7 protein-coding genes are annotated in these 19,762 nt (G+C 41.6%); all 7 read right to left on the bottom strand.

Annotated elements, in window-relative coordinates; all coding sequences use genetic code 11:
* The 7 genes from KTHG_RS16375 to KTHG_RS16345 all read right to left on the bottom strand — a co-directional run bounded on the left by KTHG_RS16375 (position 1) and on the right by KTHG_RS16345 (position 19,713).
* Positions 1-8,592, bottom strand: coding sequence for a hypothetical protein (locus KTHG_RS16375; protein WP_139995276.1), 8,592 nt, complete (start codon positions 8,590-8,592; stop codon positions 1-3).
* A 108-nt stretch (positions 8,593-8,700) separates the two neighbouring features.
* Positions 8,701-15,147, bottom strand: a complete 6,447-nt coding sequence (locus KTHG_RS16370; protein WP_139995274.1) for a hypothetical protein — start codon at positions 15,145-15,147, stop codon at positions 8,701-8,703.
* Positions 15,148-15,174: 27 nt separating this feature from the next.
* A complete protein-coding gene (locus KTHG_RS16365; protein WP_139995272.1) occupies positions 15,175-15,966 on the bottom strand; it encodes a hypothetical protein in 792 nt (263 codons plus the stop codon).
* A 12-nt stretch (positions 15,967-15,978) separates the two neighbouring features.
* Positions 15,979-16,593 carry a hypothetical protein gene (locus KTHG_RS16360; protein WP_139995270.1) on the bottom strand — a complete coding sequence of 205 codons (615 nt, stop codon included), beginning with the start codon at positions 16,591-16,593 and terminating at the stop codon, positions 15,979-15,981.
* An 18-nt stretch (positions 16,594-16,611) separates the two neighbouring features.
* Positions 16,612-17,223: a hypothetical protein gene (locus KTHG_RS16355; RefSeq protein ID WP_139995268.1), complete on the bottom strand. Its 612-nt coding sequence runs from the start codon at positions 17,221-17,223 to the stop codon at positions 16,612-16,614.
* 1 nt (position 17,224) lies between these two features.
* A complete protein-coding gene (locus KTHG_RS16350; RefSeq protein ID WP_139995266.1) occupies positions 17,225-18,895 on the bottom strand; it encodes a hypothetical protein in 1,671 nt (556 codons plus the stop codon).
* A 17-nt stretch (positions 18,896-18,912) separates the two neighbouring features.
* Positions 18,913-19,713: a hypothetical protein gene (locus KTHG_RS16345; RefSeq protein WP_139995264.1), complete on the bottom strand. Its 801-nt coding sequence runs from the start codon at positions 19,711-19,713 to the stop codon at positions 18,913-18,915.
* Between the last annotated feature and the right edge of the window lie 49 nt (positions 19,714-19,762).

Below are 19,762 nucleotides of genomic sequence, written 5' to 3'. Positions count from 1 at the left end.
CTAATTAAACGCATTTGACAGGATACTTGTGACGCTTTCGTTGTCCAAGTTGTTGTATTCGTTTCGCGTTGTCATAGAGATATTGACAGAACCGCCGCTTGCTTGTCGAACGGCTTGTCGAATTGCTTCTTGTGCATGTGCTTGTCCTTTTGGTGATTGTGCGTTGACATTCACGACATAACCTTGACCAGAAGGAATTTGGCTTACCGATCCAGTGCCGTCTGATAACGGCATTGATTCATACCCACCGGCTGATGGGGCTTGCGCTGCATGTTGTCCTGTTGGCTCAGAAGGATTACCGCCAACGAATGCGCCTAGCATTGACATTCCTGCCATACCAGCAATACCAAATACCGCTTGTTTACCACTAACTTTACTTAGTAGGTTTTTAACGCCACCCATTTTATCAGAAAACTCGCTGCGAAGCGACTGGACTGTTGGTGGCATATAGTCGTTACCTTGAAGCGGTCTTGAGTCACTGAAAGCTCCTTCTATACGCTCACGCATTTGAAGGTCGCGGGTTTCCCATCCAAGGTCGCCATTGCCTTCTGAGAGCGCACCATATACTTGCGACATCATAGATGATGAGTTCATACCAATCATTGCATCTTCAATTCGTGATGTTGGAATACCGTTTTTCCATTGACCAACGGCACCTAAGAACATATTGAAATCTTTTCCGTTCTCCGACTTATTAAAGATTTCTTGAATCATATCCGCAGCGCGGTCCATCTTCGTCGCAACAACTTCCTTAGATTCACTCTCCCAACGCATACGAGTTGATGTCTGGTCGCGGAAGTATTGTTTCAGTAGGTCTGTCCCCGCTTCATCACCTTTTTGAGGTGTACCGGTAGCAGAGCCCCACGCTCGTTTGAATTGGTCCATCACGTCTGGATTTTCAACGATGATTTTATCACTATGCTTCGGAGATAGGAAGGCTTCTTCGGAAGCTTCGAATACATGCTCAAGGAATCGTGATTCATCATTCGTATAACCATTGTTAATAGAGAGGTTACGCAGCTTACGAGCCTTGTACATGCTAAGGTTAATTTCACCAGCGCTTTGTCGTTTTAATGCACCCATCTGTGCGGCTTTGAAACTGTCGGATTTATCTTCATAAATCATAGCACGTTCGTATAGATCCGCTTGCGCAGCATCACCAGTATCTCGAATTACTTGTTTTTGTCGAGAGATAAAGTCCTCGTGTAGTTCAAAACTTCTGCCACCCTCTTCAGATCCACGTAGTTGAGTAAGAGCGTCTGCTGTCGATAAGTTATGTTCAGTTGCGTAAGAAGCCAATGCTTTATTGCGTAGGTCTGATTTAGCGTCCATTAGTTCTGCACGTTCTTTTTCATTCCATAAGTGTGGTAACGATGGACGGAGTTTGCCCAACTCCGAGCCGTCTTTACCCCATGCTACATCTTGCATAGCAGCGGTTGCTTCACCTCGTTCGCCTAAGTCAATGTCACGAATAATATCATATGCTTCTGCGTTCGCTTTATCTAGCTTCGATTGGAAGTGTGGGTTACGAACATACGCGTTGATATAGTTACTTGATTTTTGCTGTTGGAAAGCTTCGTTAATGTCTGCAGAGAATTGCCCACCGGCAGCTCCTCCTTTTAATGCATACTCTAATGAGTCCACTCGGCGTCCTGTTTTCTTATCTGTGTAAGATGAAAGCTCACTACCAGGGCTATCACCATCGGCATCGGTTTTAGCAGTCAATGCACCCGCAGCACTTTCGATGACTTCATCGCCTAGCGAACGGTTCAGTACAAAGTATGTTGAACGCTTTGTACCTTCGTATACAGCCGGATGACGTTGAGATAAACCAAGTACGCCACCTTCTAATTGCTTGATGACATCTTCTTTTGTAGAGCCGATGTGGTCCAGATACTCTTGGTCAAATAAGCCAAGTCGTTCTGCATGCCCCATACCGAATACTTTGACATCCATTAAACCACCTTGCGCATAATGGTCTCGGATTTTTTTGCCGTCGATTTCAACGTTATCTAGCATCGGGAACATACCTTCACTGTATGTATTCAGTGCATGAGCAGTATCTTGCAGCATCGCCTTACCGAATGCAGAGTGCTGCGCACGATAAGAGCTTAGTTGCCCGATAGCACCTTTTTTGCCGAATACTACTTCTGACAAGTCATCGTTCAATTGCCCTGCTTTTTCAACGATTAATTCTTTCTTCCGTTCAATTGCTTCGGCTGTTCCAGCATCGCCATCAATAATTGCTTGTCGAGCTGAAACGATTGAATTGATTGTTTTGTGAGGATTTTTGTCTAACACTTCATCTCCAATTACAGAGGTCGGTACAGCACCAATAGCTAAGTAACGATTACCCATGCGCTCTGGTACGCCACCTAAATATTTATCTTTCATATCAATCACTACATTTTGGTTATAAACAGAGCTACCATCCTTCATAATGATCTCACCATCGTTGCCGTTTGATACAGTTAGGTCTCCGATGCTAACTACTTTGAAGTTCATTTTTTTATCGGCAGTAGATTTACCTTCTTCTAATAAATCATTCAAGGACAATGTGCCATTGTTGAACCGCATCGCTTGCGTGTTACTAACAACAGAGTGATATTGTTTTGCTGATTCTAACGAAACGGCACCGCCACTTTGTTTTTGTAGCGCATTAGCTGACTTAATGAGGTTGCTCTCGACATTTTGCATCGCTTGGCTACCGTCAGCATTTAGCAATAATGCATCTCCCGCAGAAGCAAATTGGTTTAGACGGATTTCGTCGGTATATCGTCCAAGTACTTTCATGTCTTGCGCGCCGTCGGCTAATTCCATATTGTCATTCAATACATGGCCAAAGGCACGTTTGAATAGTGCGTCATCATTCATTGCGGAACGAATAGAGCTTAATTCATCTTTATCGTATCGTTGTAACTCTAACATATTCAATTCTCGGTCAGTCATTTTTAATCCTGATTTCATCGCTATTTTATTACGATTAATCTCTGTGTCATCCAATACTTCTGTACGTCCTGTACCTTGGAAGTTGGTTGTGTCGTTAATTAGATTGTAACCATGGCGTGATACCTTACCGTTAGAAGCCCCGATGTTATCAAATTGATTTTCTGGTTTATCAGTGCCAGGCATCATCGCATCATATGCTTCTTTTAACCGGTTTACATTTACGCCATCGCCGTTGTAGTAGTTGAAGCCACCAGTCAATCCTATACGGTTATTTTTATCTACAAACAATCCATCTTTTCCGTTGATTTCGAAGGCATCGCCCACTGCATCAACGACTCGTTGAGACGCTTCTCGGATAGCTTCTGGCGTAGCTCGTGCCAAGCCTTGCTCGTCCATGACTGCGTTTAATTGGTTGTAGTGCATATCATTAATTGCAGATTTGATACGAGCACCAGCGTTTTTGTGGCTTACATCATCCGAGTGAACGATTGCGTCTGCTCCTGTTACTTGTTGCAGGATGTCACCGGCTAAGTGACGCTCCTTCTCTAGCTGACGCTTGAATTCACTTTCATCTTTAAAGCCAGCCGATTGAATTGCTTTTTGATAACCCATGCCGCCTTTTGCTGCAGTCTTTAGTACACCACTGTCATAAGCTTCACCAGACAGTAGCTCGTTAAAGAATTCTGGACGAAGCGTACGACCTTTTAAATGGTTTAAGCCTAAGTTATCTAATGCTGCTCCAATTCCTTGTGACGGTTTACTGTGGTCATCTAAGGCGCCTAATGATTGATAAGTAAAACTTGTCATATGTTTTTCAAGATTATCTTCTTGGATTTTACGATATGTTGTCATGTCTAGCTTATCAACATACATTTTTGTGTCGTAGTAATTCTTAGCGAAATCAATCATCTCTTGAATGTTACTGATATTTACTTGCTTTTTACGAGCTTGTTCGCGTAGAAACTCCTGTGCATCTTTTGCCGAAACAAGAGCACCATCTCGTGTGAACAAGCCGAAACGAGCAAAGCCATCGTACTTCGCTGCTACTGGAGACACATTGTTGCCGTATTCGGAACGAACATTTGCGAGCGTTTCACCATGACGTACATAGTAACCTTTTCCGTAATTAAAATCGAAACCGCGATTGCCCTTGTCTTTAAACACAGGAGCCATTTTTGAGATGTTGTCCATCCTTTTCTTATAGGCTTTCGATTCCTTTTTTGTCATAGATTCTACGTCAGCGCTCAATTCTTGTGAGAACAGGTCTTTTGAGAAATCTATTTTCTGTTTGTCATACCCTTGAATAATCGCATCGGCTACTCGTGAGTTCATCACAGCAGCCCCCTCTGTCACGTTACCGATATTCATTAGTTTCTGAATAGATGTGCGTTCCGCTTGATCGTCTGTTGCTAAATAAGCCTCTTTTAGTTTCATATGTAGCTCTGCAGGTGAGTAGGCAGCACGTTGAAGCTCAAATGATGAACGGCGTTTTTGGGTGTGTTCCTCTGAAAGCATGTTGTCTCTAGCAGCCCCTAATTCTGTACGCAAGTTGGAACCAATCCCCACACGCTTATCAAGCGATTCACCGGTATATTCATCTGGTGTTAATAGGGCCTTACGCGCTGTATCTTCATCAAATGAAATAAAACTGTTTTGCGCATCAATACCACGAGAAGCATTATTGAACATTTCAAGTTCTGTTTGAAAGTCAATTACGCCATAATTCCCTTTTTCATTGGCGCTCGATTTCACGCGGTTTCCGATACGTTTTACAGAGTCTTTTACCCACTCGTCTTTCACGCCCTGTGTTAGGAATTGTAGCAATGGACTAATTGATTTCTGCATGTACATATTTGTAGAATCGGTCATCTTACTAAAACTGAAATTGTCCTTGCGAGCTCTTGAAATAAGTTCTTTAATTTCACTTTCGTCGTCAGCAGTCATGTTCTCAATGCCTTTTACTTTGCCTAGATTATCTATCAACTTAGAGATATTCAATTGCCCTTGGGCTTTCATATCTTTCTCATTGAAATAATCAACACTTGCACCTTCACGCAATGAACTATTAATATTTTTTAACCATCGCTCCACACTCTTCGTCGGATCATCGTCATTCTCGATTGCTCGTTTAATACTCCAGTCCAGATTCCCTGGCGCAGCATCCATTGATTTTCCGAGTCCAGACACAGCTTTTACATCACTTAAAGCGTATTCATCTTTGTCACCGGCGCCAAACATTCCTAAGTAAGTACCTGTGCGTAATCGGTTTTTGCCGACTTGCGTATAGAACACACCATTATGGAATCGGTCACGCGCTACGATATTGGCTAGGTTTGTGTACTCTCCACCTCTAGTCATACCGAAGATGCCTTTATCTGCATCGAATACTAAGCTTGCGCCTGACTTATGGACACCGTTGATTAGCTCCTCCGCATATTTCGTATAATCTTTGCGGCGAAGATTACGTGAATCCTGCAGAAATTTAACTTGTTCATCATTAAAACCATGGTCTTTTAAATTGTAATTTGAGTCCATTAAGAAGTTGTCAACAACGTCATTGATCAACGTATTCTTATTAAGTGCGCCCGACTTTGTAAAGTAATGATTTAGATCGACAACCGTCCCCTTCTGGTATTTTGATAGGTAGTCGTCAATGTAAGAGGAAATCTTATCTGCATGTGCTTCACTGCTAAGTATTACTGATCCTTTAGAAAAGTCGTTCGCTGACACACCGCTTTGTGCGAATAGAAGCGGATCGACTTTACGCTGCGTGTGAATCTTATCAACAATAGTTTGAGCTACTTGATAACGATTCATTTCACTTGTGCCATCTAATGCGATGTTATTTTCCTCCGCTAGTGAAAGTAATCTACTCTTGATTGCACCGTCGCTTTTACGACGAAGTGTTTTTGTCACAGCGTTAATCAGTTTTGTTTCTGGTGAGTCATCTAAATTGATACGCAGCATTTTCTCTTGCGTATCAAGCCCCATTACACGACCATTCTTCTCGCGCATCGAGCTTGGGCGAGATAATTGAATGACATTCTTTTCGTATGAAGGGACACTTATGTATGGTTTGTTTGCTGCTTTGAATTTCGGATCATTCGCTTGCACAAAGCTATCATTCAATTCTGCAGTAATTCCTTGCATCACTTGTTTGAATACGAACTGCTCTTCTTTTGAGGAGCCTAACTTTTTGCCTTTAATCCCTTGAATCAGTTGATTTAATGGTGCGCGTGCGCTTTCGATAAAGTCTAGTGAAGCGGCAGCCTTGTCGAGTGAACGATAATCAAGTGCATGCTTTCCGTTATTGGAAAGAATATTGTAGGCATCAAGCCCAACCATATCTTGCATATCCTTCGTAATTGTTCGACCACGAGAAACTTGATAAGCGATTTCCATAGCGCCATCCATCACAGCATTACGAGCTGAACCAATGTCGATATGTTTTTCCTTCGCAAATTCTTTTACAGTGTCGCTGAACTTCATGTATCGCTCAATCTTCGGCAGTTCACTTTCAGTGATACTACGGTTAAATGAATCATTCAATGCTTTCTTTTCACCGCGTTTAATGACGTCTAAAGGCGTCGTTTCTTCTACTTTATGTGTAACTGTGTTGTAATTCGCCAGTTCCTTCATTCCACTTTCAATCGGATCTAACTTGACGCTGCCGTCCAATTGTTCGGTCGCATTAGCAAAGGCAATCATATTGCCATTTAGATAACGTTGAATTTCATCGCGGGAACCTAGCAGAGCTACAGGCATATTCATCTTCATGTTCGTTTTTTCAGATGCCGTACTAGCGCTAGGTTCAATGTTCCCCTCACGTACTGGAGAAAGAACCAGCTTGTAAAGCTCACCTTCTGCCATATGTGCGTCGGTTTTCCCCATACGCTTCATGATGTCTAGCATGCCATCGTCATTGCCTGTCGTTAATTTCTGTAAGCCTTGTGCAACGTAGCTGACATCTTTCTTGATGATAGCATCACCAAATCCACTCTTAACTGAGCCATCTGGAGAAATTTCATATCCATTAGAAGTACGGATACGTCCATCAATCTGGTCCACATTATAACCAATGACACCAGATAAACCTTTATAATTGAACAGACCTTTTCGTGCGTTCATTACAATATTTTTCGTTGTGCCATTAGATTCCTTCACTTGCTGTTCAGATGGAGCAGCTGTCAAAGGTATCGCTTCGTTTGTCATATTCATTTTAGCCATACGGAAAGCTTTTTCGACAAGAGTTTCTTTATCAGAAGAATTGATGCGCCCCCCTCGAATAATCTCATTAAATAGGCGGGTATCTTCTGCAGCTGTATGTGGTGCGTTCGTCGTATTTTCGATGACGTTTTTAGATAGTGTCGTTGCAACCAATGTTTCTTGTTGCAATGCAGTAGAACCCATTTCGCCAAGTCGCTTCTGAGCGTTTGGATTTGATTCAATCTCACGAGAGAGTGCGCCATTCAAGTCGGCCATACGTGCAAGTGGAAGTAAATCAAATACAGCTCCTCCAGTTGTTTTAACCAACTCGCCTTGCAACTCTTTAAAGTAATAGTCCCTAAATGGCTTCGATCCACGAGTTAATGTTTGGTTAAACCAAGGAACGTCGGCCTGCGCTACGTTGTGACCAGTTAATACATGGTCGCCTTTCGTTGCAATTGACATCGCATCAGCTAAATCTTTCTCCCAAACTTGTAAGCCATTCACTGAACCTGCGCGCTGTACAGTACCAATATCATGTAGACGTTCAACCCCACGCAGTACGTTCTCTTTTGAAATTTCTACATCTTCATTGGCGATTGTTTTAGTTACGCGATAGCGCCCGTTAAAACCATCCTTGAATTGTTCGTCCACATTTGAAATTGTTGTTTCTTTACTACCCATACGAGCTAAAGTATTCAATTGAATTTGCTCTAATTCAGTGAAGCGAGTGAAGTCAATTAATCCACCATTTAAATTACGTGTGTCCTGTATGTCTCGTGAGCCACCAATGAATTTTTTGATAAATTCATCTTTCTTCGCATCGGTAATCCCAACAACGCCCTCGATACGATTCGACGACTTCTTCGCTTTAATATTGTCAAAGGTTTCGAAACTATATTCTGTAAGTTGGTCCAATGTTTGCACACCGAACGCATTGCGCCCACCGAACGTTTCAAAGTCAAATACGGTATAAGCGCCTTTCTGCATACGTTTCCATGCCGCTTCTTCATCTTTAAGTGAAACTGTCTCTGTACCTCGGGATTGGTTATTAATCGTAAAAATCTTGTTGACCTCTACGTTTTCAGCCATGAACTTCTGTCCGCTTTTCTCCTTTACTGTAAAAGTGGACGCTGCTGCATTGAAGAAATCTGCATATGAATTAAGCACATCTGGATTTTCTTTTAATGCTGTTTTACCAGTGTTCATTAAGAATTTATAAGGTGACTTGTTATCTAACACAACATCCTTAATCTGGTTGGCATACATAAAGCTAGTCGCTTTCATGTGTTCGTTTACTAAAGCCTTGTAACCAGCTTGTGTGTTGCCGAGTGCATCCTGTGCGGACTTCTCTGAACGAGCTTGAATCAATGCTTTCTGTCGCTTTCCATTAAATCGTTTAATGGAACTGTTTTCCCAAAATGATTCTTGTACCATCAAAACCCTCCTTTTTAAATAGTGCATCTTAAAATGCATCCTGTATTTTATCCTATTATCTACAAAATGAAATAGTTTCGCTTAAAATAAAAGAGAGCCGAAGCTCCCTTATAGTAAATTTGTTAAAGCGTTATGGATATTGTATTGTGTAATATTCGCCACATTTGCGATAACTTCCATACCACTTTCCTTTTTAGGCTCAACGTTTACGTTTACATTAGTTAGCCCATATCCTTTTAATGTCGCAATCATTGCCATTTTCGTCTGTAGGAAGCCGCTACCGGGTTGATTAGGCGAAGCTTGGTCTGCTCGGATAACGTCTGGATCACGTAGCTGTGATTCAAAGAATCCGAAGTCTGAAAGCAATCGGCCTTCATTATGTATAGTTTTTACTTGAATGTCCGATAAGTCTTTGTCTGGACGCCACCCACTCCATGTTGCCCCTGGCATACGGTGATGTTCAAAGTAAGAGCTATTCGATTCTTGTTTTTCAGTCTCCATACCCCAAGCGGTTTTCAAGACCTTAGCTTCGTAAGGTGAGACATATTTTAATATCTCTTTACGTTTTTTAGGATTAGCTTCTTTCATGAAGGCCATAAAATGATCACGCTCATTGGTCGGTGTAGCACGTACAATTTGAGACCACGTAGCATCGTCTTTTAGACCATAGATGGTAGAGTCCATCGCTTGTTTATAAATCAATGCTGATTTCGCGTAGTCGCCTACTGCAATGTTGAATTCTGATTCTTTCAATACATTCATCTTGCCATCAATTTCATTCAACAGTTGGTCACGACGCTGACTTCCCGGAGCGTAAGCTTGCATGATGATTTGACGATATTCTCCAAGTTGCTCATTTACTTTACGGTTTTCTTCACGCTGCTTCTCGTAATCTTTTACGAGTTTCCCAATATCCATATGCTCTTTATGCTTCGCTTTACGCGCAGCCTTTTCAAATAGACCAGAGTATTTAACATATTCTAAGCGGTCATAGTACTCACGCATATCCCAAGTTTCACGAGTTCGTTCTGGAATGTATTTGTTGCCAAAGCCATAAGCGTCGTCACTCAAAGCAGATGAACTCATACCACCGAAAAGGAAGCCTGTAGCGGCACCAATTGCTCCGCCTTTTCTTATGCCTATATCTTTCAATAAGTGACCAACACCCATACCTAATAGTCCTCCCATTACGCCTTCTTGAAGCGGTTGGTCTTGACGAGTGTAAAGGTAGCCAGCAACTTGCGCACCAGCACCAACAAAGGCTGCTTTACGAATTTGCGAGTTTGGTATGCTCAATCCTTTAGCTAAGAATCCACCAATGAATGCACCACGATTAGATAGTGCCATCGCAACATTGGCAACAGCTCGGCTTGCTTTATCATCTGTCATTTTATAAGTGAGATGATTCGCTACGGCTGCGCCAATTCCTATTAGTACTTCGCCGTCACTCATTAATGAACGTTCAAAAGCAGGTAGTAAGATACTGTCGATTGGGCGATTCCAACTTGTATAGTTTGTACCGTACACCAATTCTTGTTTATACGATTCTAATGGATTTCGTACTTTCATGAATTTTTGTTGAAAAACAGGGATAGGTAGATGGGCGATTGCTTCATACGCCTTACCACGCGCAATCTGTGTGGCAGAATAAACACTGTCTGCAGCTGCAGCGGACGTGTCACCACGTTTTTCAGCATACCCCATATCCATTAATTCTTTACCAACAGATTTACCGTTAATGAATAGCGCCGCACTAACAGCGCCGCTTTGTTGGTCGGTGCCGTCGAATGTATCTTTGTCTCGTGAAATCACGACTTCTTGACCTGGTGCAAGGAATTGGTCAATTGCGCGTGTGCCATCAGTTAAAGATAATGCGTCGTCTTTTTTGTTTTTATTTGTGACCGACACACCAGCTAATCTGTATGTTTTGTCATCCCCTGCTACTTTGAAGAAGTTGTTGTCGATTACTTCGGAAATTTGCACTTTCTCTTTACGAGTGGATTTTCCTAAAAATTGATAATCGAAGAAGTCATAGTTCTCGTTTTGCTTTTTGACACGATCGTTAATACGGTCCATCTCTTCTTTTAGTTCGGGACTAGAGACCGTTTCCTTCGCAATATCACGCCAAATCTTGTACTCTTCTGAACCGGGCGAAATATCCGAAAGTATTTTGTATCGGTCAAATGCTCCATAACGTCCATACTGATCAGAATGCAGCTCGTTAAGTGATTCATACCCTTTACCCGGCATACGCATTTCACCTTTAGGGAGCGCTGTATACGGATCGCCAAAACGATATTTATCTGGCATCCAGTCGGGCATAGTATTCATCAATGGATTAAAGTTGTTTTCTAAGAAGTTATTTGATGGAATAAAACGACGGAAGATTTCAAGATAGTTACCACCAACACCGCCAAGGTTTGCATCCCAGAAGCTACGAATAGGACTGGTCATGTCACTTGCGTCAGATACTTTGTTCTTAGCGCTACCCCCTGCAGCTAAGAATGAACCGTAACCATAAATACCTGTAATGAAACGAGCAGAGTAAGCCAGCTCGCCAATCATGTCATCCCCGCCAGATAAGCCTTTCAAATCGGATATTGCTTCTTTATTATCCAAAATACCATCACCGAAACGAGCGCTCGCTTTGTAAAGTGATTCTGTTGTTACAACACCACCCTCTCGTACGTGTGAGTTACTAGGCCGATAGGAACGAGTATTCATTAGCGTGTTATAGTTCAAGTCACTGACGATATTCATGGATTCATTACTTTCGCGGCGTAGTGTTGAAAATAGTTTTGCGACAACATTGCCACCAGCACCTTCAATTTCCGCACGATCTGCGAAGCTTAAACCAGTACCGACACTGATTTCGCCACCGTTGCCAATCGAGCTCATTAGGTCCATAACACCGCCAGCTTTGCTACCGTAGTCCATCAATGCAGAGTTACCTAGCCTTTGGTTGGTTCCTTCTGCTACGCCTGTTAAGAATTCGCCAGTAGCTCCTCCACCTGCAGCATCTTCACTAATTGCTTTTTGACGCATATACGCTTCACCTGTTGTAACGCCAGTGAATGCACCGTAGTTCATCGCTGTGACATCAGATTGACCATTGCTTTGATTTATACGAACAATGCGTTGTGATTCAGTGGGTGCATCATATGATGTGAAGTTTACCGCTTCAATCGCACCATCTTTGAATCGAGCAAGGTTGCGATTTTCACCATTAGCTCGCTCCATCGTTTCTCTGTTTCGTCGTTCAATAATGGCACGTACATCGACATAATCGCTGTTCAATCGTTCTTGGTGCATCTGTATTTGTGGTTTCAATACGTTACCAACTGTCGCATTTAACAGTGGTCCCCATGGTGTTTCTTCGGTGAACATTTTTCCCGACACCATATACGGTCGATCTTCGTAATGTTTGTTTTCCAACCAATATGGATCCATCAACGCATTTAATGGAGATAGTGGGTTGGTTGGTGTTGGCATCCAGCTGTGGCTCCATTTATCAAGAAATCCATCATACAAGGATTCATCGTGATAGTCGCTGGTTACTCGACGTAACAAATTAGGTTGCCAGTATTGAACCTTGCTACCTCTAAATTCATTTAATGAACCGAACGACCACCAACGGCCTTTACGCATTGCGCTATAACCATTTTGATAGTAGTCAGCACGTTCATCTTTATCCATATACTCTTCACCGAATAGGTATTGAGCAATTGGGTTTAAAGCACGTTCATCTTTTAACCAATCGCTAACACCTGTTATATCAGCGACACCGCGCATACCCAAGTCAATGTTCGCAGCGTTCGATAAGAACGACTCTGTAATGCCGACGCCTGTTGTTGCTTGCGAAAAGTCGTTCATGTAGTTATAGCCAGTAATACCCATTGCAATAGGTAGTGCTCTTTTCATTACAATGCCACGCATTAAGTCTACAGAGCTTCCGCGATATTCAGATGACAAACCTACTCCGATTTTTTCAAGCGGATCATTTAGGCGATTTAGGAAGAAATATGGCATCATCGTAGCGGTTGTCACATTCTCCATATCATTACGGCCAGCTACAAACTGCTTAACGAATGACTTTCTAAATTCCTTATCGTTCAAGTTTCGAAGCAAGTCCATTGGCGAAATTGCCTTATTCATGTGTATCCACGCATCGTTACCAAAACCTTCTACGATATTCTCCTGTTGCATATGGATGTCATAGCTTGTTTCAAATTTGTTTGTCTTGTTTAATACATTGTTTACTAATCGTTCGGATATATCATTCCGTTGGTCATCACCTTCACGACGAGCGAATAGCTTGATAGCTTGTTCTGCCATGTCGGCAGATTCTTGTACAGACTTGTTGTCAGTGGCATCCTTATAAACACCTGTTAAAGATTGGAACGTAGCGAAGTCAGCTACATTTTGTGCGTTCCTTACTTGATCATATTGCGCACCAGAACCGCCAATTAAGTCGCTTAGTCCACGAATGTTTACTTGCCCATCGTCTGTGCGTACATGACGAGCCTGTCGCATATAGGCTTCTTTTTCAATCTCTAAACGAAGTTCGTCAATGAAGTTACTTGAACGATTTTCCGTACCAAATAATTTACCGGTCATTTGTGAGTCGTTCTTGATTGATACATGGTCAAGGGCAGTCTTTGGATTTTCAACATAACGTCGCATCGTCGATAATACGTTCTTATTTAAAAATGCAGAGTTGTCTTTATTAAAATCGTTGTAACCTGTAACGATGTTCTGTAACAACGATTCATCATCTTGGTTAAGCATCTTGAGCATATCTTCTGCGGACTTGTCGAATCCTCCTGTGTTCAATAAACGTCTAATTGTGTCGTTATTAGATGCCTGTGCATTCTTATCATAAAATCGGTAAACAGTACGTGATTGCTCTACATACTTATCAATCGTTTCAAATCCTGCATCACGCATTGCGTATAAAGCTGCCTTCTCTTCGTCAGTCACAGTTGTCGAAGCGTTCACGACTTTTAACCTTTCAGCAGCATCTTTGTATGTTTGTTTTGCTGTGGCAAGCTCGCTTAAATTATCGAGTCCGTTCTTCACTAAAGATTCAATAGCAACGCGTGGGTTTGTATTTGAACCACCATATTCAGAGATGTTGCCAATCATATCGAAGAACGTAATACCCGAAGTCTTGCCAATATCTAATGCGTTTCGCCACTTGCTATCTGTCGTACGATGGCCACGATCGCCAATCATATCACCATACAATGAACGTACAGTACCGTTTTTAGAAACCAAGTAGGAATCTCTCAGTGCTTCAACTTCTTCTAAACCATCATTTGTTTGACGATATGTTCTGTCGTACAAACGGAAATATGTATTATTAATAGATGCGGTTTTACTTCCTTCGCTCGAAGCGAGTAGGGCGTCCATTGTTTGTGGGCCTGGATTTATCCGTAAGAATGATGGTTGCTCGAATCGCTTCTTAACATCGAATACTTTTAAAATTTTACCAATCATTGTTGTACCAAATTCATCAATCGGGTTTGCAACCAAGTCGTGGAAGTCTTTCAGAGAATATACCTCGTTAGTCTTTATATCACGACGTAAAACACTGCGGTCCATAAGCAATTGTCCGAAACGCTCTCCTTCTCCCCTATTCGTAAAATCTTGCATTTTTTCCTGCAGGTATTGAATGGCTGGCATGACTTGCGGTTCTTTACTGCCTTTCACTCGCCTACTCAACATAGATTCACGATAGAGCTCTGGATTATCTAAGACGTCTTTAACTGTAACCATTTGCTCTGGTGACAGCATCTTGTCTGGCTTTCGTATCGTGCCATGCGTACGTTCTAGTGCATTAATGTCGTAGGCTTTTTCGCGAAGGTCACTCAGGATTTTTTGGTCGAATTCTTTATCGACAGTATAACTTTTCTCCTTCGCAGTTTTGATTGATTTTAATTCTTCATAAATAGAATCAATTTGGCTACGGCCGCCCATCTTATTCGCAATTTTTAACGAGTCGGCTTTCTTGTAGATAGCCATTTTGTTCGAGATGTTTTTATTCATGAAGTAGATTAGTTGGTCCAAACGTTTCTTATCTTCAACGGCTTCGAATTTGTAACGGTCATTATGTTTATTTGCAAGTGGTCGAAGTACAGTACGCTCGATGAAGCCATTCTTTGCGTCGTTTTCGAACGTGGCCAGTTTGTTCTCGACTTGTCGTAAAGAGTTCAATACGCCACTAGAACCATCGACTCGCAGTGAGGGGGCGTTGTGTCCCTCGTCTATATATTTTTTAGCGCCTTTAAATCCACCTGTTTGATCGTGGAAGGCACGATTGTAGAGATTCTTCAAATCTTTCGTTGTAAAATTACTGCGGTCTACCTGTGCAAATTGTTCCTGCAGATCACCAGTTGCGCGCTTTAATACGGTACTCGCATTCGCCACCATTTTCAATCCGCCTTCTTTATTAAAAACAGCAGCTCCAAATCCTAAAGATAGAGCTGCTGTCCCATAGGAGACGATGTGGTCGAATGGGGACTGCTGCTTTTCTTCACGCAGTTTATCCTCCATACAATATCACTCCTTCGTATGTAATTATTATTTAGGTGTGCGTAGCGCTGGTGCTACGTCGTCCACGCCTTCTTTTCGAATGTTCCCAGTTAAAACGGATTCTTTATCCCAATCAATTTCTGGGTACTTCGCTTTTAGTCGTGCCAACTCTTGCTTCTGCTCTGTTGTCAACGGGACACCTTTCTTAGCTGGTTCTGATTTCTTCTTAGATACTGTTGTAGAATTCTCTGGCATTGCATCTGTTCCAGCTTCATCTGACACCGCGTCTTCATCTACTAACATGTCCAAGTAATCAGCAAATGGAACACCACGTAAATTTTGAAGTTTCCATTCAGCGCGCGTTAAGTATTTCGTCGTTTTTTCAATGTCCCACGCTTCGATTTCTTCAATATCAAGGTTCGGAAATGCTTCATTGATAATGCACGTAATTTGATTTTCGAGAGTGTACATTTCAGAGCGATAGTAGATAAGAATGTTTCGACGGGCTTCTAAACTATCCAGTAAAGAATCTTTTAAGATTTTCTTGCGCAGGATAGTTGGTGTGCCAGCTGAACATTTTTTGAAATTAAAGTTGCGTGGGTATAATGTGCAAACATCGCAGATAACTTCTTCTCTTGAAAAATCAGTTAGGTCTGGGTTCTCTAAGATGTCGCTATATTCTTTGCGCCCAAGCGAACGATAGATGAATAGCTGTTGACCAATTGTTGTGATGAATACATTGCGGTGTTCTTCTGACAGATTGATAAACAGCTCTGTTAAATCAACTTCTGGTACAGGAAGAGTCTCCGCTTCTGTTGTAACTTGCCCCTCTACTCGCATAAATGTTACCCCCTACAGCTCTTCCGATGTAGGGATTTCAAAACCAGAACGTAAAATCGCTTCATCCGTAATAGATGCTGCATAACCTGCGTTTTCACGTAATAGCCATTCTGCATCTTCTGGCCATAAAACAATTTGTGATGCGAAGAATTCTTGTCGCGTATAGATGCGTTGGTTACGAGAGTCAACGTGTTCTTTTGCTAAATCTTCTTGTGTTAATTCTGCAGTTGAATTTAGCATACCTTGTGTATAAATATCACGAGGAACTGTTCGTACAATAAACTTATCGCTCTGGAATGTTAATGAGAAGATGCGACCGTATTTACGTTTAAATGATTCGATGACTTCGGCTGGAATATCTTCGAATTTTTCATACTTGCGTTTCGGTCGTTTTCCTAATCCTTTATACAAGTCTTTTGAATCTGCATAATCAAACGTTGGAGTATCTGATTGAATAGCATTTGTTGGTGCAACCATCACTTCTTCTGTTGCATTTTCTGCTTGGATTTCAATTTCCTCTGTAACATTTTGTTTCTCTGTTGTCATAGCTACTGGAGCTACTGGCTCGCTAGGTGCGACCACTGAATTGTCAGCTAGTCCAGCGTTAGTAAAGTCTTTAATTTTCATGAATGGTTCTCCCCTTCTTTATCCGATTGGTACAATGTCTTTTGCCATGAAGCTATACACTTCACCGACAGGTTGCCCAGTTGTATCTAATGCGATTTGACTACCTGTGATTGATACGTTTTCAAGTACATGAAACGCAGCATCACCTTGCGAATTCTGCTTGCCGAACATCACTTCGATGTTGAATTCAGAGTAGAACAATGGTCGTTTATCTCGTTCGAGCGACGTGTATTTTTGTTTGTATGTAACGGTCTCGCCATTTTTCTTCTCTACAACCACATCTTTGTTTAAGTTGACCTTTTTCATTAGGTCGAACAAATAGTTAGGACGTGTTAAGTTGATGACGAATTGACCTTGAACGATACGACTACCATTAGCTACTTCATCGTATGTGTATGAATTGTAGCCAGATAGCGGCATACTGTTTTGCTGTACACTATATTGAATTGAAATAATTTCATCAATAAAGTAACTGCCTATGTAGATTTCCGCATTCAATGACGAATAGTATCGTTTGCGGCCAATGGATGAATCCCACGTTGTCGCAACCTTGCCTGCGTCATTTTTCTTTGAAGCGGTGCCAGTCGGAACGTAATTGACGAATGGTGACGTTGTATTAATTGAATACATGCTATCTCACCTCCACGTTACAGCGTTCAGCCTGATACTCGATGTGCTTGCCATTCGGTTGAATAACAAGCAGCCCAACTGGTGTTTTTGATGGACGGTGGTAAACCGTCACGATAACCAAGTAGTATTTACGCATTAATAGAGAAATGTCGTCATATACAAATGATTCGATGTTTTGATTCTCTGCATTATATGCAGTGATATGTAGTAAGTATGTATTGTCGTTATCCACAATTAAACGTTTTAATGTGCGATCAAGTGTGAACACATTCGGGAAAGCATCTTCGCTCATGTAACCAAACTGCTCTTTTAATAGAAAGAAGCTTACTGGTAGTGCGTCCTCGTTGGCATATGAGTGCTGAACAAGTAGCGATGCGAAGCTATATGGTATTTCGTATGTTGTCGTTGCTTCCGAACCATTGAACGAATTGAACATAGCAATCGTGTCAGATGTCTCTACTTGTCGGATAGCTGGTAGATATTTCGTTATGTATGTATTGCTGTCGTAAGCGGCCATTGTTTGCATACGCTCTACTTCTTCACTGATGAAAACGATAGGCGTAATGGCATTACCATCTGATTCAATCCAGTAGCAAGCAGGATCGCCTAACATTTTAATCAAAGTCCATTCGATTGTAAACTCTGATTTATCAATTGCCATACGATAGGTTGCATTTGGATCGTACTGATCTATAGAAGCAACAGCTAATGTGAGGTCTGTAAATAGCTCACCGATTACTTCCTCGTCAATACCTAATTCATATAGCAACCCTTCATCATTAGCTTCAACTAACGACGGTGGCGCAAATTCATAGCGTTCTTTATGGAACCCTCTAAGTAAATTAAATTGAGTCACATCTTCTGGCTCCGTTTCGTATAGGTAACTGTTGCGTTCAATATACAAACGATAGTCATTCATCCATGCCTTTTTATTGCTAAGGACCGTTTGTAAGCTCTCCTGTTCAAAGCAAACGCAGAACTGGCTACATAAGTAGTCCCCTTTTTCATCATAGGCATCTACTCGGCATAATTCATTTTGTCCAGTTGGTAATGCCCCTTCGTCAAATAACGTGCAAATAACTCGTTGTGTAGTAGCGTCGCGCACAATACATTTAGCGATGTCCTGGTTATTTAAATAGATGCGATTGTTCATGTATCGAATGCCTGTATTCTCATACTGTGTTACTAAGATACGATTCATTTTTTGAACAGCGTCATATTTATCTACGGCATCTGTCAATGTTTCAAAATAACGAAGCGGCGACAATTCGTCTGTGCCAAAGAAAGCACTCATTACATTCGAATCGTTTTTAACTTCAAATGTTTTCTCGTGGTTGTTGATTGAAAGGATGTTCACCCCGTCATGCGCGTACAACGGCTGTGGTGTTGATGTTGCAATCATCGTTGACTTTTCCCCTTCCGAAGAAGTAATTGTTACGTCAACGCTCTCATTCGAAGCGACTAGCATTTCGTTACCTAAGATGTAGCAAATGGAAATGTTATGTTGATGTGATTCATCGTGATAGGTAAGTAGCTGCGTTTTAACAACATCACCCGCTTCGTCTAGAATGTCGATAGCGTAATCGTCTTGCTCTACTGGTATATCGTATTTGCTATGGAACGGTCCATGCTTAACAACGTATCCGTTCTTATCTCGAATATTAAAATTCATTTATTCCCCTCCCTAGTTTATTTAGCAGAAACGCTATTATTTTTCTTATCTTCTGATACATCTGCATCCTCCGCACCCTCTTTGTCAGAACTGTGTAAGCTAGATGCGACAGGCTTATAAGAAGACGCTTTGGTTTTGGTGTCATTTACACCGATTAAATTGTACGTTTTTTCCGAATCACGATAGACGACATCTTCTGTTGTCATGTATTCAATGTCGTTGGCCATATACTGATACGTGTTTTCTGTATAAATGTCATTCATACTCATAACTTGTCCTTCATCAATGATGCTAATACCATAGACTGTTAAATGTGCTTTCGAGCCATACTCATTCGTGAAGCTGATTGTGATGTCGAATGGTGGAAGTTCATCCATCAAACTGTGCTTTGAATCTACATAGTTACCAGTTGATTCCGCAAGACTTAGAATACGTTGATAAAAATGGCGGTCGAACACAGAGAAGATTAGTGTCCCTGCAATTGTACGTGGCCCTTCTGTAAAAGCTTTTGCATTCACGTTGCCAAGCGAACGCACAGGGTATTTATCCATATGTACAGAATAGGTGAACGTCTGCATTTCACCGATGACCAGCGTATGTGAGCTCACCTTGCTCGGATCGTTCTTGCTGGGGAGTTCGATATGAACCGAAGCCACCATGTCGCATCCGGAGAAAGAAGTGTTTGTTCGCTTAAAGTCACTAAAGCGATTTTTGCTCTTGTACTTATCGTCTATCTTCTTTTGAAACGTCACGATTTTATCATTACTTACACGCTTATTGTAAGCACCATCTGCTGATTTTGTAATTGTTTTTACCATGTATTACTCCTCCTCTCTAATAAAAAAAGCGAAAGGCGTTTTGCCCTTC

Source organism: Kurthia sp. Dielmo, assembly GCF_000307285.2.
Classification (GTDB): domain Bacteria; phylum Bacillota; class Bacilli; order Bacillales_A; family Planococcaceae; genus Kurthia; species Kurthia populi.
The sequence above is the reverse complement of the archived record's forward strand: the minus strand, read 5'-3'. Positions and strand labels throughout refer to the sequence as shown.